At 61.8% G+C, this 18,972-nt stretch carries 15 protein-coding genes and 1 tRNA gene; 2 read left to right on the top strand and 14 right to left on the bottom strand.

Annotated elements, in window-relative coordinates:
• The coding region (locus tag ONB25_10670; protein MDZ7393344.1) for a M55 family metallopeptidase at window positions 1-232 on the bottom strand (232 nt) is incomplete at its 3' end.
• Between the two features lie 760 nt (window positions 233-992).
• Between ONB25_10670 and ONB25_10675 the strand changes: the two genes are divergently transcribed.
• Both ONB25_10675 and ONB25_10680 read left to right on the top strand, forming a co-directional pair.
• Window positions 993-2,573 (top strand): hypothetical protein, encoded by a 1,581-nt coding sequence (locus tag ONB25_10675; protein ID MDZ7393345.1) that lies wholly within the window; start codon window positions 993-995, stop codon window positions 2,571-2,573.
• Between the two features lie 221 nt (window positions 2,574-2,794).
• Window positions 2,795-3,325: a DUF5706 domain-containing protein gene (locus tag ONB25_10680; GenBank protein MDZ7393346.1), complete on the top strand. Its 531-nt coding sequence runs from the start codon at window positions 2,795-2,797 to the stop codon at window positions 3,323-3,325.
• A gap of 18 nt (window positions 3,326-3,343) precedes the next feature.
• Here the strand turns inward: ONB25_10680 and gltA are convergent, their stop codons facing one another.
• The 13 genes from gltA to ONB25_10745 all read right to left on the bottom strand — a co-directional run bounded on the left by gltA (window position 3,344) and on the right by ONB25_10745 (window position 18,968).
• Window positions 3,344-4,747: an NADPH-dependent glutamate synthase gene (gene gltA / locus ONB25_10685; protein MDZ7393347.1), complete on the bottom strand. Its 1,404-nt coding sequence runs from the start codon at window positions 4,745-4,747 to the stop codon at window positions 3,344-3,346.
• Window positions 4,740-5,594 carry a sulfide/dihydroorotate dehydrogenase-like FAD/NAD-binding protein gene (locus ONB25_10690; GenBank protein ID MDZ7393348.1) on the bottom strand — a complete coding sequence of 285 codons (855 nt, stop codon included), beginning with the start codon at window positions 5,592-5,594 and terminating at the stop codon, window positions 4,740-4,742. The genes gltA and ONB25_10690 overlap by 8 nt, the downstream gene beginning before the upstream one ends.
• On the bottom strand, window positions 5,587-8,019 hold the full coding sequence (locus tag ONB25_10695; protein ID MDZ7393349.1) for a molybdopterin-dependent oxidoreductase: 2,433 nt from the start codon (window positions 8,017-8,019) through the stop codon (window positions 5,587-5,589). Before ONB25_10695 ends, ONB25_10690 begins: the two co-directional genes overlap by 8 nt.
• The gene (locus ONB25_10700; GenBank protein ID MDZ7393350.1) at window positions 7,988-9,820 is read right to left on the bottom strand and encodes an NADH-quinone oxidoreductase subunit NuoF; all 1,833 of its coding nucleotides are present in this window, start codon (window positions 9,818-9,820) and stop codon (window positions 7,988-7,990) included. The genes ONB25_10695 and ONB25_10700 overlap by 32 nt, the downstream gene beginning before the upstream one ends.
• 79 nt (window positions 9,821-9,899) lie before the next feature.
• A complete protein-coding gene (nuoE, locus tag ONB25_10705; protein MDZ7393351.1) occupies window positions 9,900-10,346 on the bottom strand; it encodes an NADH-quinone oxidoreductase subunit NuoE in 447 nt (148 codons plus the stop codon).
• Window positions 10,347-10,355: 9 nt separating this feature from the next.
• Entirely contained in the window at window positions 10,356-11,576 is a 1,221-nt protein-coding gene (locus ONB25_10710; protein MDZ7393352.1) for a 4Fe-4S binding protein, read from the bottom strand.
• Between the two features lie 64 nt (window positions 11,577-11,640).
• Window positions 11,641-12,033, bottom strand: a complete 393-nt coding sequence (locus ONB25_10715) for an ATP-binding protein (protein MDZ7393353.1) — start codon at window positions 12,031-12,033, stop codon at window positions 11,641-11,643.
• Window positions 12,034-12,494: 461 nt separating this feature from the next.
• Window positions 12,495-12,830, bottom strand: coding sequence for a PucR family transcriptional regulator ligand-binding domain-containing protein (locus tag ONB25_10720; GenBank protein MDZ7393354.1), 336 nt, complete (start codon window positions 12,828-12,830; stop codon window positions 12,495-12,497).
• 42 nt (window positions 12,831-12,872) lie between these two features.
• A complete protein-coding gene (locus ONB25_10725) occupies window positions 12,873-13,427 on the bottom strand; it encodes a hypothetical protein (GenBank protein MDZ7393355.1) in 555 nt (184 codons plus the stop codon).
• Between the two features lie 1,301 nt (window positions 13,428-14,728).
• Window positions 14,729-14,801, bottom strand: a tRNA-Asn gene (locus ONB25_10730).
• A gap of 40 nt (window positions 14,802-14,841) precedes the next feature.
• Window positions 14,842-15,825 carry an HD domain-containing protein gene (locus ONB25_10735; protein MDZ7393356.1) on the bottom strand — a complete coding sequence of 328 codons (984 nt, stop codon included), beginning with the start codon at window positions 15,823-15,825 and terminating at the stop codon, window positions 14,842-14,844.
• A gap of 16 nt (window positions 15,826-15,841) precedes the next feature.
• The gene (locus ONB25_10740) at window positions 15,842-18,253 is read right to left on the bottom strand and encodes a penicillin acylase family protein (protein MDZ7393357.1); all 2,412 of its coding nucleotides are present in this window, start codon (window positions 18,251-18,253) and stop codon (window positions 15,842-15,844) included.
• A gap of 121 nt (window positions 18,254-18,374) precedes the next feature.
• Entirely contained in the window at window positions 18,375-18,968 is a 594-nt protein-coding gene (locus ONB25_10745; GenBank protein ID MDZ7393358.1) for a hypothetical protein, read from the bottom strand.
• Between the last annotated feature and the right edge of the window lie 4 nt (window positions 18,969-18,972).

The raw sequence follows: 18,972 nt of genomic DNA on the forward strand, positions 1-18,972 counted from the left end.
TCTCGGTTGCCCCTGCGGCGAGGGCGCCCTCCACCGCCGCACTGGCCTCCTTGGTCATGAGCCGGCGAAAGTAGTCATAGTCCTTGCCGCTTCTGTCCACTTCTTCCCAGTTGACCACGCCGCTGATTCCCTCCATGTCCACCGAGACAAATACCCTAAGCGGTGCGCCACGCTGCGCACTCAGTGTCGACACCAGGCCGACCATTAGGACTGCGAGCAACGTCCGCCTCATATGCACCTCCGTGGTTTTGTTGCTGGTTCCACCCCCTCTGTCGCAAGATAGTAATTTGTCCACGGCCAGTCAAGCGTTTTCTGCGGCGTCGTAGCCCCGCGCAGACGACTGCGCTTGTCTGCTGCCAACCGCCCTAGCAGAAAGCGGGGGATTCCACAGGCATTCTTTTCGCCGCGGACCTGGTAACGCCCCGCCTGGTGTGCCGAACCAAGCAGACTCGTCAGGCCCGACCCGGACCGTTTTCGGCTTTGCTCGCCCGCAGGGGCGATGATCTTTACTGCCGCGGCGCCATGAGGACCATCACGCCCAGTCACCCTGCCACCAGGCTTGGCGTGCTCAATGGCCGGCTCCCGGGCGGCGCAGCACCTTCGAACTGCCAGGACGCGCCTCCGTTTCCACCTCACGCGTGTTTGTGGCAGCACGGCTTTGGGGGCCAACATCGGGTGCATGGGCGCACCCTGGCAAAAAATTCTTCCGGACTACGGGAACAACACTCGGAGCTGAAGGTAAAACTCTCGTGAGCTCTCTCCGGGTTCTGGCATTGTTCTTGAAAAAGGCGCAACGGCGGCACACGGATATCGGCGGCTCAGATACATACACTTAGCGTTTCCAATCAATTGTGACCGCAGTCGCGTACCGATAAGAGGCTTCTGGCGCTCAGTTCCCGGCCACGCGGCGGGCTTTGTGGAGGATTTTCCTCCAGCCATGCACGTGGGCCAGGTCCTGCAGCATGCCACACGTCCGCCAAAAGGAGAATGCCATGCGCACAAATCCTCTCAGTTCGTCGGCCACAGGGATCTGCGTGCGAATTATTGCGGCCCTGGGACTCGCCCTTGCGTCAGGACAGGTCGCAGCACAGGAGGCCTCTGGCTCCTACCAAGGGACAGTGACCGAAGCGTGTCTGATGTTCCTCAATCCGGGCTATCTCAATCCGGCACGGGGACAGGGCGTGATTGGCATTATGGCCAACCCCGCGGCGCTCTCGGCTGTGCGGGGGCGGCAGGTTGGTTTGGCCTTCGGTCTACCCCAGAGGTCAGAAGGGAGTTTTACCGTCCGGGTGAGCGACAGCTCCTTGGTCTACGGAGCAGTCGATGTGCACGCGAGTTTGGCCTTGAAGGAGATGGGCGGGCTGGCCGCTATAGGCTTTGCCCAACAGTACCGCCGCTGGCGCTTTGGCGTGGCGCTCTATCAGCCGCGACGGGGCGGGTTGAGCATAGAAGCGGGTGGCTCGTTCCGGCTGGACACGCACTTCGACGTGGACACGCCCATTACCCGGCAGATGGTGCCCGACCTTCCGGTGGAGGAGATTCCGGTCCGCTGGCATGTCCACACCACAGTGGACGCTTCCTTCGCCGGTGGACCCGCGGAGTTGTCGCTCGCTGCCCTTCCGGTAGTGGCGGCGGTGTCCTACACCAGACGTCCTCTCACCGTCGGTGTGGGGCTCACGTACTATCGCTTGCGGAGTAACAATCCACCCGCCAGCTTCCTCAGTCACATGTCCGCACGTGGCGAGGTGACCGGCACCCCGGGCGGCATCGACCCGCTGACGAACCAACCCTGGTGGGGCACGCTGCAAGGCACCTTCAGCGTCCAAGACGACCCTTTGCGCGCGCAGTACAAGGTCGACTTGAAAGGGGATCGTTTCGCCGGCTCGCTTGGCGCGCTGGTCGCGCTCGGCCCTCTCTCTCTGGGCGTGACCTACACGCGGGGCTTCCCCTGCACACTTCAGGGCGAGTATCTGCTCACCACCTGGCGCAGCTCAGGCCCACCTGCGGATAAGCGCCTGCCCCAGGTCAGTCTGAGCTGGGCCAATCGGCCCCAGCTCACTGGGAATGCAACTCTCGAATTGGCCAATTTTCAGAAGGACAGCCTAGCATACCGGAGTGAGGGTGGACTCCGGCTGCGGGGCTACCATTCGGTTGCCGCGGGTTTGCATCTCTTCGTGCTCGGGGTGTTTGGTGGACTAGAGGCAGCGCAGGACTATCCCGACCTGACCTCGGCCTACGTCGGCGCTTACCTGGACATACCCTTGCCGTGGCTCCCTGTCCGCCTGAATGCCGGTGTGCTCCAGCGTGCAGATGCGCTCCAAACCGATCGCGACTATTTTGCGCCTTTCCGGGTCGTGAGCCATGTGGGGGCGGGCGCAGCATTCCGGCTGCCACTGGCGCGATGGCTATCCTTGGGTGATCAACCTGCGTGGCTGCGCCTCGGCGTCCGTTCCTCGCTGACGTCCGTGGCGCTGAAGTTGTTCACCGAGAGAACAAACACGCCGCAAGACCGGGTCTTGCCCGCACTCAACGAGACCCTGGCCCTGGGCATGGGTGTGGATTTCCCCTTCTGAGAGGGAATGCTAGCGCGGTCTAGGGGTCAGAAACATCAACCTTCTCCCCTAGACCGCTTTTTCCTGGAACAGGGACCACGCCTGCCCTGGCCTCGCTTTTCCCCTTGCCTATTTCCCCCGAAATTCCTAAACTTTGCCGAGCATGCCACGGCCGGTCGCAGCGGCTCTGCCGGGGCGCAACAGCCTTACAGCCAAGAAGACAAACTATGAGGAGGGGCGCAATGAACATCCAACAGCCGGGTCCCCATCTGGATCACATGTTGAAACAGACGCGGGAGCACCACGTCGCCTTGAGCTCGATGGCCGACCTCAAGGCGAACATTTTGATGACTCTCTCTTCGGTCGTGCTCACGCTGACGGTGCGTCACGTGGGTGCGCCCGAGACGCGTGCCGCGGCGTTGATTCTGATCTTCTTCTGCCTGCTGACCATGGCCTTCGCCGTCTACACGGTGATGCCGAAGGTCTCCTTGGTCATCAGGCGCCGCCGCACCCCAGATGTGCGCGACCCCAACTTCAACCTGCTCTTTTTCAGCGACTACCTACAATTGGACTATGCGGAATACCTGAAGGCCATGGAGGAGATGATGAACGACCCCTCGCGGTCGTACGAGATGCAGGTGCGGGAGCTGTATACGTTGGGGCGGTTCTTGGCGAACAAAAAGTACCGGTTTGTGCGCCTTGCCTACCTGGCCTTTCTGACCGGTGTCTTCGCCAGTGGCGCCATCATGATCGTGACGGGCCTACTGCGATAGAGCCACCTCTGCGCCCGCTCACAGCGAGCAGAGATACTGGTGAATGGAACGGGCGGCCTTGCGCCCGGCACCCATGGCCAAGATGACGGTGGCCGCCCCGGTGACCACGTCGCCGCCTGCCCAGACGCGCTCGCGCGAGGTCTTGCCCGTCTCTTCGTCCACCACGATGGTGCCGTTCTTGCGTACCTCCAGGCCCGGTGTGGTGGAGGCAATCAGAGGGTTGGGGCTGTTGCCGATGGCACAGATCACTGCGTCCACAGCCATGCGGTACTCAGACCCTTCGATGGGGATAGGCCGCCTGCGTCCGGATGCATCCGGCTCGCCCAGTTTCATCTTGAGGCACTCCATCTCCTTGACCCAGCCGTTTCCGTCCCCAATGTAGCGCACTGGCAGGGTGAGGAAGTCAAAGACCACGCCCTCTTCCTCGGCGTTTTCGATCTCCTCTTCCCTGGCTGGGAGTTCCTCGCGCGAGCGTCGGTAGACGACGCGCACCTCCGCGCCGAGGCGAAGCGCTGTGCGCGCGCAGTCCATGGCCACGTTACCACCCCCAATGACCGCCACGCGCCGGTGCTCCTTGATCGGCGTGTGATACTGCGGGAAGAGAAACCCCTTCATCAGATTCATGCGCGTGAGGTACTCGTTGGCAGAGTAGACGCCGTTGAGGTTCTCGCCCGGAATCTGCATGAACCAGGGCAGACCGGCACCGGAGCCGATAAAGACCGCGTCGTACTCCTCCAGGAGACTATCGACCGTGCGGGTCTTGCCCACGACAAAGTCGGTCACGATCTGCACGCCCAAGCGTCGGAGGTATTCCACCTCGCGGTGGACTATGGCCTTTGGCAGGCGGAACTCGGGGATGCCATAGACCAGTACCCCACCCATCTTGTGCAGTGCCTCGAAGATGGTGACGGCGTGGCCCAGTCTGATGAGGTCGCCGGCCACTGTCAGCCCTGCTGGTCCCCCTCCGACCACTGCCACTTTCCGACCGGTAGGAGGCGGCAGCGTCGGCATCTCCACTTCCCCCTGCGCGGCCTCCCAGTCGGCCAGGAAGCGCTCCAGTCTGCCGATGGCCACCTGGCCTCCGCGCTTCTTCAGCACGCACGCCTCCTCGCACTGTTCCTCCTGGGGGCACACGCGCCCGCAGACCGCGGGCAGGCAATTCTTCTCCTTGATGACACGAATGCCGGCGACAAAATCTCGTGCTGCGATGCACTGGATGAACTTGGGTATGTCGATCTCGACCGGGCAGCCACCGATGCAGGAGGGTTTGGGACAGTTGAGGCAGCGCTGCGCCTCCTCCACCGCCGTCTCCACCGGATAGCCCAACGCCACTTCGCTAAAGTTGCGTCTCCGCACCTCAGGCGGCTGCTTCGGCATTTCCCGCCGCCGCAAGTCGAGTTTCTTCTTCCCTGGCTCAGTCATGCCCGTGTCCCTGACAGATGACTGCCTCTTCACCCCTTGAGCTGCGGTAGACCCGCATCTCCTCTCTTACATACTGCATCCGGCGCTGCAGAAGCTCGGCCCAATCAACTTGGTGCCCGTCAAAATCCGGGCCGTCCACGCAGGCAAACTGGGTGCTGGCGCCTACAGTGACACGACACACGCCGCACATTCCCGTGCCATCGATCATGATGGGGTTGAGGCTCACCACCGTCTTGATCCCCAGCGGGCGACTGACATCGCTCACCCGCTTGAGCAGGTAGGTACAGCCGTTGGTGATGATGCGGTGCACAGGTTGACAGCCGGCGATGATTTCTGGCAACCTCCCCACATGCCCCCTTAGGCCCTTGCTACCGTCGCGGGTAATCACATGGAGTTGGTCGCTCACCTGTGCCAGGCGCTCCTCCCAGAACAGGAGAAAGCTACTTCTGGCCTCAATGGCCACGATGACCTTGTTGCCGGCCAGCTTGAGAGCCCGGGCAAGGGGGTAGAGGCTGCCGATGCCGTAGCACCCGCCGACGCAGAGCACCGTGCCGAAGTGGTCGATCTCGGTGGGCTTCCCCAGAGGGCCAACCACTGTGGGGAGCCTGCTCCCTGCGGGAAGCTTTGCTAAGGTGTTTGTGGTCCCACCGACGTTCATGAAGACAATGGAGAGCGTGCCTTCAGCGGGATCCCAGTCGGAGACCGAGAGCGGAATCCGTTCACCCTCCTCCTCGGCCCGCACGATGACGAATTGGCCCGGACGTAGTGCCTTTGCCACCTCCGGCGCGTGGATGGTCAGCAGGTGCATATTAGGCACAATCATCTCCGTTGCGCGCAACTCAGCCATGGTTGACCCTCACCGTAACCGGACCGTAGAGCCCACTCGGTAACGCGTGGCCGGCCAGCTCTACGGAAGCCACCCCTCGCGGTTGGCCAGCCCTCACCGCAGCCGTTCCGACCCATTGGAAGCCATTGCCAGCAAGCTCCACCAGCTGGCCATGTGAAAGCCCAAGAGCACGCGCGTCTTCAGGGTGAAAAACTGCCTGCGCCGACGCAAAGATGCGCCGTGCTCCCTCGACAAACTCGCTCAGCGGGAAGCCCCCGTAACTGTGGGGGTGCATGTGGACGTAGACCGCAAAGGAGTCGGCATGGGATGCGGGCACGAGACCGGCAACCGGCGGCACCATGGCCGACCAGGGCCAGCGCTGCGCGCGCCTGCATGGGGCAGCCATCCTGCTCTGTGCCCAAACAGAGCGTAATTCCTGCTCCACCTGGCGCACCGTCCGATAGTCGAAGCCCGGGCGGGCCATCTGCCGGGCAAGGCGCGCGATGATCTCCCAGCCGGCCAGGGCTTCACCGGGCGGCGCCACGGCCTTACGCACCCGCCGCAGCCTCCCCTCGCCGCTCAAAAACGTCCCATCCACCTCAGTGAAGGCCGCCGCCGGAAGGACCACATCCACTAAGTTCGCCGCCCGGGGCTGATAACAGTGCTGATAGATGACATAATCCGCCCAGCGATGTGGGTCGTCGACGACCTCGCCCACCAGATAGAGCACCTTGAAACGTCTGGCTTCGGCCATCGCATCGGTGAGCCAACCGGCCGCAGGCGCTTCACGTGTTGGGCCCCGCGCATAAAGCACCCGCAGCAGCATGGCCCCCAAGAAGTTGCTGTATACAGGCAAAGGGAGCACCCCGCCACCGGAGGCCCGCACCAGCTCCTCCACCGCGGCAAGGATTTCCAATGCATGCGGGCTTGCCATGAACTCCGGCCCCAACACCATCACCGGGCGTCTTGCCGTGGCGATGAGGTGAGCGGCCTGGCCTCTGGCATCTGAAACGGGCGCTTGCCCAGCCGCCCCACGCACCAGGCTCGCCACCTCGCGCAGCATCTCAGCCTCCTTGCCCGGGCTCGGCTGCAGCCAGAGGTCCGCCACCCACGAGAGGTTGTGTTCATCAGGGTGCACGGTGAGCAGGTGAGCGCCGGACCGCTTTGCTCTGCGCAGCTCGACTCCCACCACCGACATCCCAAAGCGGGTATCGGCCACCACACACACAATCACGTCCGCGCGGCGGAGCTCCGCCAGTGGCACCGCCTGTTCCAACAGCCGCAAGTAGGAAGGCAGTACCTTGCCGTAGAAAAGGGACGCGGAACTCTCCACCTGGGGGGAGTTCATCACTTCGCAGGCAAACTTGTAGGCGACGTAGAGCTCCTCATTTGTGGCGTTGGCGGAGACAAGCATGCCGAACTCTTCCGGGGGGCACACAGCCAGCCGCTCGCCGACCTCCCGTAAGGCCTCCTCCCAATCAGATTCCACATAGGCGCCGTCCCGTCGCAGCAAGGGCACCCGGGTGCGCAGGGGAGTGTTGACCAGTTCAGTCACACAGAAGCGACCCTTGACGCACAGTTGCCCCGCGTTGACCGCAGCATCCTCGCCCGGCAGGGTGCCGATCACCTCTGGCCCCTTCACTTCCAGCCGCAGCTGGCAGCCCAGACCACAGAGGGCACACGTCGTGAGCACCGTGCGCTCCGCTCTCCCCACCCACTTCCTTGCCTTCTCGGCCAAGGCACCGGTGGGGCAGACCTCCACGCAGGCCCCACAAAACTCGCACCCTGCCTCCAAGTGCGTGCGCTGGAATGCGGGACCGATCACTGTGTACCTGCCACGCTGCTTAAACGACAGGGTGTTGGCCAAACGCACATCCTGACAGACGCGAACGCACCGACCGCACAGGATGCAGAGATTGTAGTCGCGATCGTAGAAGGGATCCTCTTTCTCCACGCGCAGCCCCCGGTAGTAGACCGGATAGCCAATTTCGCGCACACCCAGGTAGCGCACCACATCCTGCAGCTCGCACCGCCCATCGCTAGGGCAGAACCGGCATCCGGTGGTCACGCCCACCTTGCGGATCGTATGCATGTACTGCTGGCACTCCTGCTGCTCCTCGCAGACCAAACAACTTGCCGGGTGCTCGCTCAAGATCAGCCGTAAGATTTCGGTGCGCATCTGCTGCAGCTGCACCGTATGCGTCCTGACCACCATCCCCTGCTCCACAGGGGTCGTGCAGGCGGTGGGGAAACCGCGCATACCCTCCACCTCCACGATACAGAGGCGACAGCCCCCAAATGGCGCCAGGTCCTGGTGGGCGCACAACGTTGGGATGTAGATGCCGTGCCGTTGCGCGGCCTGCAAGATGGTCCAGCCCCGCGGTGCTTGCACCGGCTGATTGTCGATGCGAATGCTAACGCAGCTCTTGTCTGTGCGCGTGCTCATCGCTCATTTTCCGTCGCGATCTGATGATGATGGCATCGCCTGCTATGGCGTCGAAGCGACAGATTTCGTAGCAGGCTCGGCACTTGATACACTTGCTCGGGTCCAGGTTATGCGGCTCGGCACGGGGCCCGGTAATGGCCCCGGTGGGACACACACTCACGCACCGCTGGCAGCCAGTGCACTTTTCCGGAATGACTCTGTATTCAATCAATTCGCGGCACACCGTAGCCGGGCAGTATTTCTCCTTCACATGGGCCAGGTACTCTTGGCGGAAATAGCGCAGGGTGGTCAGCACCGGGTTGGGAGCCGTCTGCCCCAGGCCACACAGCGAACCGCGCCTGATCGTCTCCCCCAGGGCCTCCAACCGTGTCAGGTCCTCTGGCTCGCCCCTTCCCGCCACAATGCGCTCGAGAATCTCCACCAGGTGGCGTGAACCAACTCGGCACGGCGAGCACTTACCGCACGACTCTTTCTGGGTGAAATCCAGGAAGTAGCGCGCCACATCCACCACGCAGGTATCCTCGTCCATGACGATGAGCCCACCGGAGCCCATGATGGAGCCGGCCGCGGTAAGGGACTCGTAGTCGATGGGTGTATCCAGGAATTCGGCCGAAAGGCAGCCGCCGGAGGGGCCACCGGTCTGCACCGCCTTGAACGGCTTGCGCGTGCCTCCGCCAATGTCAAAGATGATGCGCCGCAGAGTGGTCCCCAAAGGCACCTCGATCAGCCCCGAACGCCGCACCTTTCCCACCAGGGAAAATGTCTTGGTGCCGTAATTCCCTTCGGTCCCATACTGGCGGTACCAGGCGGCGCCGTTGCGCATGATGTGGGGCAGCGTGCCGAGCGTTTCCACGTTGTTGATGATGGTGGGCATGCCGTGCAGGCCGCTCACCGCCGGGTAGGGTGGCCGCGATCGGGGCATACCCCTCTTCCCCTCGATGGAGGCGATCAATGCCGTCTCCTCACCGCAGACAAACGCCCCCGCCCCCTCCTTGACCGTGATGTCGAAGCTAAAGCCCGACCCTTGAATGTCGGTGCCGAGAAACCCCGAGGCCCGCATCTGGGCGAGGGCATGGCGCAAGCGCCGCACGGCAAGGGGGTACTCGGCCCGGATGTAGATGTACCCCTGCGTGGCGCCGATGGCGTAGGCGGCAATCACCATCCCTTCCAAGACAGCGTGAGGGTCACTTTCCAGCAACGAGCGGTTCATGAATGCACCGGGATCCCCTTCGTCGGCGTTGCAGATGAGGTATTTGACCTTTCCGGGGCTGTTCCTGCAAACCTCCCACTTCTTGTAGGTGGGGAACCCTGCTCCGCCCCTCCCGCGCAAGCCCGCCTCTTTGACCTCCCGCAACACCCCCTCCGGCCCCATTTCGAACGCGCGCATCAGCCCTGCGTAACCATCGTTGGCCAGATAGTGTTCGATGTCGTCGGGATCGATGAAACCGCAGTTTTTCAACACGATGCGCACCTGGGGCTTGAGCATGGGGAGGTCAAAGAACCGAGGGAGCGATGGTGAAACCGGGGCCTCACCGTCGCCGAAATGTCCCACCGCGTGGTGGGAAGGGAGCTGGCCCGTGCGCAACCCTTGAACCACAATCCGCTTGGCCATCTCCGGAGTCACATTGCCATAGCTCACACGCGCTTGGCCAGGCAGCTGCACATCCAGGAGTGGCTCCAGGTAGCAGGGCCCGATGCAGCCAGTTTGAACGAGGCGCGCCTGGAGCTTTTCATCGTTGAGCGCCTGCTTTACGGCCGCCAGCACCTCGCCTGCGCCCGCTGCCCTGCCGCACGAGGCCATGCCAATGTAGATAACCGGCACCTCATTCCGCTGCAAGGCCTGCCATGCCTGGAGGGCTCGCTCGCGAAGCTCACCAAATCTACTCGTAGGCACGGAGTATCTCCTTCAGCCCAAGCACCGTCACCCTGCTGTGAATGTCCTCGTCCACCTGTACCACCGGAGCCAAGGCGCAGCACCCCAAGCAGGCCACCCTCTGCAGGTCGAAGCGACCATCTGCCGAGGTCTGCCCTGGGGCAACCCCCACCTCCCGCTGCACTGCTTCCAGCAGAATCTGCCCACCGCGCACGTGGCAGGCAGTGCCCAAGCAGACACGAATGGAGTGCCGCCCTGGTGCTACAAACCTGAACTGCGAATAGAAAGACGCAACTCCATAAACCTGGTTTTCCGAGACTTTCAGAAAACGCGCAATCTGCCGCACGCTCTTTTCCGAGATATAGCCTTCTTTTTGTTGGACCCGTTGCAAGATGGGGATGAGCTCACCCTCCCCACCTACGCATCCGGCAAAAACATCTTCAGCAGCTTCCACTGTTCCTCCTCAACTGGGCACTCGCGTTTCCTGTTGTCGCAAGAAGATGCAGTCGGTCAACTCCGCCTCGCCCCGGACAAAGTCCTCTGCGAAGGCCAGGCAGGTGGGGGCGCCACAACAGCCGCAGTCGATCTGGCGGAGCTTCTGATAGACGCGCTCCCGCTCCTTGATGCGCTTGATGGATGTTTCGATGTCGGTGTCGAAGTAGCGCGTCGGCCGCGGCAAGATGGGGTGCTCAAAGAAGTAATAGCGCTGCCGAAGCCGGCGTTCGATTTCGGCGAAGTCCACGTCGCACTGGCGCACGTAGCGCTCGCGTTGACGCTCGATGGTGGCCCGCGCCACATAGGGGTTTTCCACCACAAAGGGCCCCCCGATGCAGCCCATCATGCACGCCATAGCCTCGACAAAGTCGACGTTGCGCAACTTGGAGTTCTCGATGTCGTCAAAGATGCGCATCACCTGGTCAATGCCGGCCACCGCCAGCCAATTGGCCGAAGAGGCAAATCTGGTCAAGGCCCCGGTGGTGGCCCACCCCGGATCGAAGGTATAATCCCCCGGCACTTGCGACTCGGCAAATCGCCTCTTTGCCGCCACCACGTGGGGTAAGAGCACCGGGTACACATCGCGAATGGCGACGGCTCCGTCAAAGTACGATTTCTCCTTCTCGGCGGGTTGCTTGATGGAGACGATCTTAGCCGGACACGGCGCGAGGTAAATGATGCCCACCTGCTCGGGTGCCAAGCCCAACTTTGCCGGCAGGCTCCGCCGCAGCTCGCGTGCCGTCACCTCGCGCGGCACGTCCAAGGGCACAATGAGCTCCACCAAGTCCGGATATTTCACCTGAATGAGGCGCAGCGTGGAGGGGCAGTGAGAAGAAATCAAGGGGCGCCGCCCCTGATAGGTCTCCAAGTATTTTGCCAGGGCAGCCGCCAGCGCTGCGGTGGAGGCACTCACGTCCGCCACCTCGTCAAATCCTAACTCCCGCAGGGCCAGATGCACGATGTAGGGGTGGATATCGGGGCCAAATTGGGCATAAAGAACCGGGGACGGCACCACCGCCTTATAGGCAAAGCGCGACATCTCCGTCACCTGATCGGCCATGGGCACCACGGCCCCCTCCGGGCAGGCTGACAGGCACAAACCGCAATCCACGCACAGCTCTTCCGAGATCTGTGCGCGTCCATGGCGCACTCGTATCGCCTGGGTGGGGCAGCGCCGCATACACGCCATATGCCCCCGACACTTCTGCTCGTCCACTCTGTGCGCGTGGTAGTATTGCACGGTCGCCCCGCCCTCAGACGATGAACTTCATGCGCACAACCGTCCCCTTGCCAACCTCGCTGGTGATGAAAAAGTCGTCCGCATTCTTCTTCATGTTGGGCAGGCCCATCCCTGAGCCGAACCCCATCGCCCGCATCTCCTCAGTGGCGGTAGAATACCCCTCCTGCATCGCCAGCTCGATGTCAGGAATTCCGCTCCCCTCGTCGGTAATGGTGACCAGGATAGCCTGCGGGTTCACCAACAGTTGAACCGTGCCGCGCCGGGCATGCATGACCACGTTCATCTCCCCCTCATAGGTGGCGATGGCCACCCTGCGAATCAACGTCGGGTCAAAGCCGATGGTCTTGAGCAGCGACTTGATCTCGGTGGAGACCAGCCCCGCATTGACAAAATCTCCCCCTGTCACCGAGAAGTCGCGTGTGAGGTAATGCGCCTCGGCGGGCGTCGCCTGGCTGGCCGAGACATTGCGAGAGGCCTCACCGCGCTGCAGCGAGTCCAACCGTACACATGCCTCGTACATGTCCAGGCTAGCGCTCAGCAGCACCAGTCCATGGGCAACCGCGAACTGCTCGCACCCATCTTTGGGTCTCTTGCCGCGTAAAAACACGACCCCGACGAATTCCGCCATCAAGGCGGAGACCACCGCCTGCTGTGTGGCCAGGCCCGTGAGCAGGAGGGAGTTGGGCTGACCGAAGGCCAGTACATCGCTCATGAGATCGGATGCGTACACGTACCGAAACGGCGTATCCAACTTGTCGCCTCCGGCTAACACCGTTGCGTCAAGGGCATCTTTGACGTGGCGAACCAGGAGCATGAGTGTCTCGGCCGCCGCTACACCGCATCACCGCACGCCGAGGCCCCAAGCCTCTAAGGCGTGCGCAACCCCAGCTCATAAAGCTTGCCCGCAAGGGCGTACGTCGACAGACCAGACCAGAGGATCGGGATACCGAACTTACTGGCAAGCTCCACTGTGTCCTGTGGAACCTCCTTACCACTGGTGACCACCACCGCCGCCACGTCCACCAGGTTGGCCGCCGGAATGATGCTCTTGTGAGTCTGCACCGTCAACCACAAGTCGCCTGGGCGGGCAGAGGCCATCACGTCGCTCACCATGTCGGAAATGAATACCCCCTTGACCTCGCGATGGTCGAAGGTGCTCAGCGCTTTCAACTGAAGCTTCTCCATCAGCTCTTTCGTGGTCATGCCAATTCCTCCTCGTACCTGGCCACGGCTCGTCGAATCCCATTATGAGAAGAGGGGTTTGCGCGCTCCCGGGGGTTCCTGGGACAACATGCCCACGTCATGGAGGAACTCGCCCGTACACCGCGCGAGATCTGGGATCAGGTTGAAAGGAACAACCTTAATGCGTGAACGCGAGGTGTCGCGCCGCTGGTTGAAGTAATCGGTGAGAATGGCTATCTTGTGCTCGGGGATGGGGGTGTGCATGGCCTGGGGCAGAAAGCCGAAGGCCACCACCAGCCAAGTCCTCTGTCGCTCCAAGGTCTTGCGCTGCTGCTCCACCGGGCAATCGCTCAGGCAGCCCGTGCAGTGCATCAACCCCATGAGCTGCGAAAAGTCCTCCACCTGGCCGCACCGACTGCACTCCAGGTCGAACCGAAAAGACTGGGCCGTCTCCACGCGGCTCCAAAAGTGCTCCTCCTCGCGGTACTCCTCGCCCAGAGGGAGGGCATCCTCAGGAGAGAAGTACGTCCTCACCATGCCACAGTGGAAACACTTTTCGAACGCAATCAGCCCGAAGCGGACATGTGCCATCTGCCAAAGATGTGTACACTTCGCCATGACTGCTTGCTCCTCTCTCCTGCATGCGCCTCTGATCGGTGGTGCGAATCTCTGCTGGGCAATAGACCATTTGGTCGGGGTAGAGAAACCGTCAATGCAGTGCCGACAAAAGGGGAGATAAGGTGTGGGCTACGCTTCACTGCTGTGCGGGGCACCTCCCGCGGATGCCCCTGGTGAAACAGAAGTGTATGACGAGGGCATACCACCTTCTTGGCTCTCCCTCCCGGGCTGAACAGATAGCCGCCACTTTTGTTGACCCATCAAGGTCATCGGTAAAGATGGGTCGCGGGACCCCTTGCGAAAGACCCCAGAAACGCCTGAATTCCATTCAACAAGTTATATTTAAGCATTTTCGCCCCAAAAGTCAAGTGATTTTTTTCCCGGTATCACGCCAAACTGACTCCGAAAGAATGCCCTTGGCGCCACACAGAGGAGAGAGGGGAACCTTGCAGAATCGCACCACGCCTTGCCCTTACGCCCCCGACCTTGGCGTCTGGACACGTCGCTTGCACGAGGCGTTATCACTGGGCGTCGCACCAACCGCGAGGACTGGGGGGTGCGATCTAATCTCTTGCAACCTCTTTTGTAACCCCCTTCCGCAGATGGCAAAGATGTCGATGCGGATCCTTCGCCTGGAAGATGCCGATGTTCGGCCCCCTCTACGCACTCCCATGGCTGGCGCTCCCAACTTTGGGTGGCGGCGGCCCGACACCCGCAGAGACAGGGAGTCTTGCAGAAGCCCCTGGTGACGTCCCGGACCCCACGCGGTTCCCTGCGCCAGGCGGCTTCCAGGAGCACTTCAAGAGGAGGCCGCCTACGGCCACCCTCCTGCGTCCGCAACATCGCAGGGTCTGCCTCTGCGGCCCATGCCAAGACCGGCCTTGAGAGCACCCGCCCCCCGTCGCCACAAGAGCTCCGCTTTTTCCGCTGGGAGGCAAATGGGCACCCCGATATTCGGCAATGGTCCGCTTCCGAGGTGCGTTAACCTGCTCGACACCTCACGCTATGACCCCCGCCGCGCCAACAACCTTGCCGATGCCGGTCACACTTTCATTCGGAAGAGCCATCAGGCCCTCCCGCCAATGTCAGACACCCGCCTCCAGGAAGCGCTTGCCCTTAACCAGCACCTCAGGCACCTGCATCAAAAAGCCCCGCTTCACATGATTATAAGCACCAGAGGGCTGGTAATGCCTCCTTTCGTACCCGTGCAGAAACCAGCACTTTACCGACTGCAGGACGAGCAGAGAAAAAAAAAGAGGCACAGCGCCTTGTCATGCGCTGCGCCTCTTTGCAAGACCCGGCTCCGGTGGTAGGACTCGAACCTACAACCTAGTGGTTAACAGCCACCCGCTCTGCCAATTGAGCTACACCGGATTTTTTGTCGAGTGAAATATAAGAAAGTCATACCAAGAAATCAAGCCCTTTGCTCATCGCCGGGCTCGCGCTCCTCGCCCAGGTAGAGGAAGCGATCCATGAGCTCCACGTAGCGGCTCCACTTCTTGCCTTGCTCCTTGTCCCTCCCGATAATGCGCTCAAAGGCATTGGCCTTGGAGTCCAGCTCGTCGGCGTAGTAGAGGATGATAGCCTCCAGCGTCATGGGCACCACGGGCGAACCGTACTCGCCCTTGCCCTGGTGCGATAGAATCAGATGCAGGAGGCGCATCGCCAGTTCCTCGGGAAAGTTAGGCAGGGTCCGGAGCTTTTCCCTGACCATCTCCGCCCCGAGCACGATGTGACCGATCAGCCTCCCCTGGTCCGAATAATCGATGAACCCATCGACTTTTAGTTCCTGCACTTTTCCCACGTCGTGAAGCAGGGCACCAGTCACCAGCAGGTCGCGGTCAAGGTGCGAGTAGCGGTGGTGGACCGCCGCACAGGTCTCAGCTACGGCAACCGTGTGTTCCAGCAGGCCACCGCGATAGTTGTGGTGCCAGAGTTTTCCCGCCGGTGCCTGGGCAAACACCTGACGAAACGCCGAATCGCCGAAGAGCGCCTGCAAAAGGCCTTTCAGGTGCGGGTTAGTTATTCCCTCCACCAGTTGATCGAGTCGCATCCATAGTTCGCCCAGGTCTTTCGGGCACACGGGGACAAACGCCTCCATCCCTTCTACCTCGTCGGCCCGCGCCGGGCGGACTTTTTCCAGCTTCAAATGGGGTCTGCCTGCATACTCGACCACCACTCCTTTGACTTTGATGACCTGGCCAACCGACAGATCTGCGCATAGTGCTTCCGCGTTGTCCCATAGGGTGGCGGCAATCCGGCCGGACTGGTCGCCAAGTTCCAAGGCCAAGTAGGACTCGTTGGTCTCGCGACGCAGGCGCAATTCCTTTTTGCGCAGGACAAAGAAGTCCACCACCTGCTCGCCAGGACGCAGGTCCTTGATCAACCCGTGAGGCATATTCTTTTCTCCTGCCCTATCGAGGAGCCAACGTGAGCACCTTGTGGCGACCGGCCAATAATACCTGCCGGTCCATGGTAGTCACGTGCTGGGTACCCTCCAGCCAGGAGCGCGTTTGGTCTGCATAATGACGGCTCAGCCGGTGCCCGGACTGACCAGTAGGAAGCACCAGATGAATCAGGCGGTCCTCAGCAAAGTCCACCACCATGCGCATAGAAACACCCCAGTGCGGGTGATATGGCTCGCGGAGCGGATATCCGATGTTGCAGACAGTCGTCGTGGAACCCCCTATCCGATAGGGCCCAAGGTCGAAGTACTTGCCCAGGACAGGGGCCTCGGAAAAAGCATGGTGGAAGGTGAGCGCGTGTGCGTCCCCCCACTGCCAGCGCGCCAGATCCGGGCCAAGTGCACCCTCGAGCTCGGCAACCCCCTTGACTAAGCTTTGCACGAGTAGACCGTCGAGCGTCTCCACCGTGTCGGGCGTGGTGATGTCGTCGAACCACAGCGACTGCCCCTGAGCAATCAGCCGGTCCGCGATGCGGTACACCACGCCAGGAAAGCCTATGAAGGAGTCGTAAAGCTCTTCGCCCATCTCGTCGGCAAAGATGCTGCTTAGGAGGTTCCGGTAGAACGCATGAAAAACGGTGCTGGCAACGCTCTGTGCGTCCTCGACGCAGTCCCATCGTCGGAGCAATAGATAGGCCTGATGCACAAGGCCGGTGTCAGGGAGAGCTGCCTGTTCATACGCGTGGAGAAGGAGGGGCACAACTGCCTTAGCACGCAGCGAGAGCTTGTCCATCTGCAACTGCTGACAATCAGCCCAGGAAAGTTTGGCCTTTTCCTGCAGCCGTTCGGTGATACGGGAGATACGGTCCGGCGGCTCCCAGTACGCGGAGATGTAGCCCAAAGAGGACTGGTCCCAGATCTCGTTGTTCGCGGTGGCCACGAACCCTTTGGCCGGATTGAACAGGCGCGGATTGCGTTCGAAGGGAATTCGGCCCTGCCAATCATTTCTTGAGTCCCAACCTGGGCGCGGGAGCACCCCGTCCCTGCCTCCCCGCCAGGGTATTGTGCCCCCGAGCGTGTAGCCGACATTGCCCTCGACGTCAGCGTAGACAAAGTTTTGCGCGGGGGTTCCATAGTCGCGCAGCCCGGCTTGCACGTCAGACCAGCTCTCCGCGCGAATGACGGTGCGCAAGGCTGCAATCTCGTCGCTGTAGTCGTGCCCCACCCAGCGCAGGGCGATGGCTTTGCCCACCCGGGCACCCAGCCGATGCACGTCGGTGACCAGGGGACCATGAACAGTGCTGTGAACCTGGAGAACCACTGGGGGTGCCCCTTTCACGGCAATAGTCTCTGCCACGGTGCTCATGGTCAGCCACTGCCCATCGCGCAGGTAGCGGGTACCCTCCAGGGTGTCCACCTGTTCAATGAAGAAATCGGCATCGTCAATCATGCCGTTAGTGATGCCCCAGGCGATGCGCAGGTTGCGGCCAATAGAAATCCCGGGCAGGCCGGGAATGGACACCCCACAGGCCTCTATCCCACCGCCGGATAGGTGAACCTCGTACCAAATTGCCGGCACGCCAAACATCAGGTGAGGGTCATTGCAAAGAATGGGCTTTCCGCGAGTGGTCTTTGTGCCGGACAGAGCCCAGTTGTTACTTCCGAAGGCCGCGTCTGCAAGCCCAAGCTGTGCCCGACCCTTGCGCAGAGCTTCCAGGGCCTCAGCGTACAGGCGTATGTCCTCCTTGTCAGTCTGGGCCGTGATGCGCGGCCCCGCGTAGGGTTCCACCGGGAGAATCTCCGCCAGGCGTTCTGGACCGACCGCCACCGCCAATGCGCCATAAGTAAGGTCCACAGCCCAAGACATGCAGAGCGTCCAAGACATGAAACGAATGACGCAAAGGCAGTCCTCCGGTCGCCAGGGCGAGGGCGCGTACCGCAAGACCAGGCATTCGAGCGGCAACTCACCTTTGCCCAGTGCCAAGAATGCATTGACACCTTCGGCATAGGCCTCCACTGCCTGCCTGGACTCCAGAGGAAGGCGCTCATAAATCATGGAAGCGGTGCGGCCGATGCCGATGGTACGCATCAGGCGGTCATGCTCCAGAACTCGGGGCCCGAAGAGCTCCGCCAGTTGCCCTCGTGCAGCTCGGCGCAAAAGGTCCATCTGCCACAAACGGTCCTGGGCTGTTACAAACCCCTGCGCCATGAGAAGGTCGTGCTCGTTTTGCGCGAAGATATGGGGCACGCCCTGTTTATCACGCACCACCTCCACCGGCGCGTAGAGGCCGGGCAAGCTGAGCCGACCGCGCTCCTGGGGCAGCGACCGCCGCAAGGAGAGGTAGCCGAAAAGCCCTAGACTCACCACCCCGGCACAAATGACGATCACCAGACCTGCAATTAGACGCTTCGCCTTTCCCATGCCCGATCTGTCCTCGTCTTAGTGGCTGCGCACCGATCCAAATGAAAAACGGCCCACTGCGCCTGAGCCGTTCTCGTCCCCACCACCCTCCTGATGCCCTACCCCACGGGGCTCCCCCGCCTTACTCTTGCTTCTTAACCTTCGCTGGGGCCGATTCCTTTGCCGGGTCCGTTTTCGCCTCCCGCTGACGCTCACCGCTTTGCTCCCCAAACTCGCGACGGGCAAAGTCCCTGCGCGGCTCCGGGGCCGGCGGCACCGTGGCGGGCGTGGTGCTCTCAGTGCCTACCTTGCCCATGGGCGGTGCCATTCCTGACTGACCTCCCACCGTCGTGGGCGTGTAAGGTTGCTCCAGGGGGGCCACATGCCGTCGCGAAAAATCGCGCGCCTCAGCCTGGCCAGAAACACCTCCCTCCTGCCCAGAAACAACTGGGACATCCATCCACCACGGCACCTGATAGTACCACTGCCAGGCGTACAATCCGGGATCGTGATAGAACGCGGGACCGAAAGCTCGTTCGTGCATCGGATTGTGACTATGGCAACTGCTACAATCGTCGCCATAGCCTACACGGTAAGTGCTCGCCACGGCACCCTCCACCTCAACGGGACGATGCCACAGCTTGGTATAGCATCCTGTTGCGGCAAAGGTACTCACCAGGGCAAGAAGGAGCACAGAACCCCTGCACGCCACAGCTTTTGCTCGCCTGCTGACCACCGGG

It is taken from the genome of candidate division KSB1 bacterium (assembly GCA_034506335.1).
In the GTDB taxonomy this organism is placed as follows: Bacteria; Zhuqueibacterota; Zhuqueibacteria; order JANLFK01; family Oleimicrobiaceae; genus Oleimicrobium.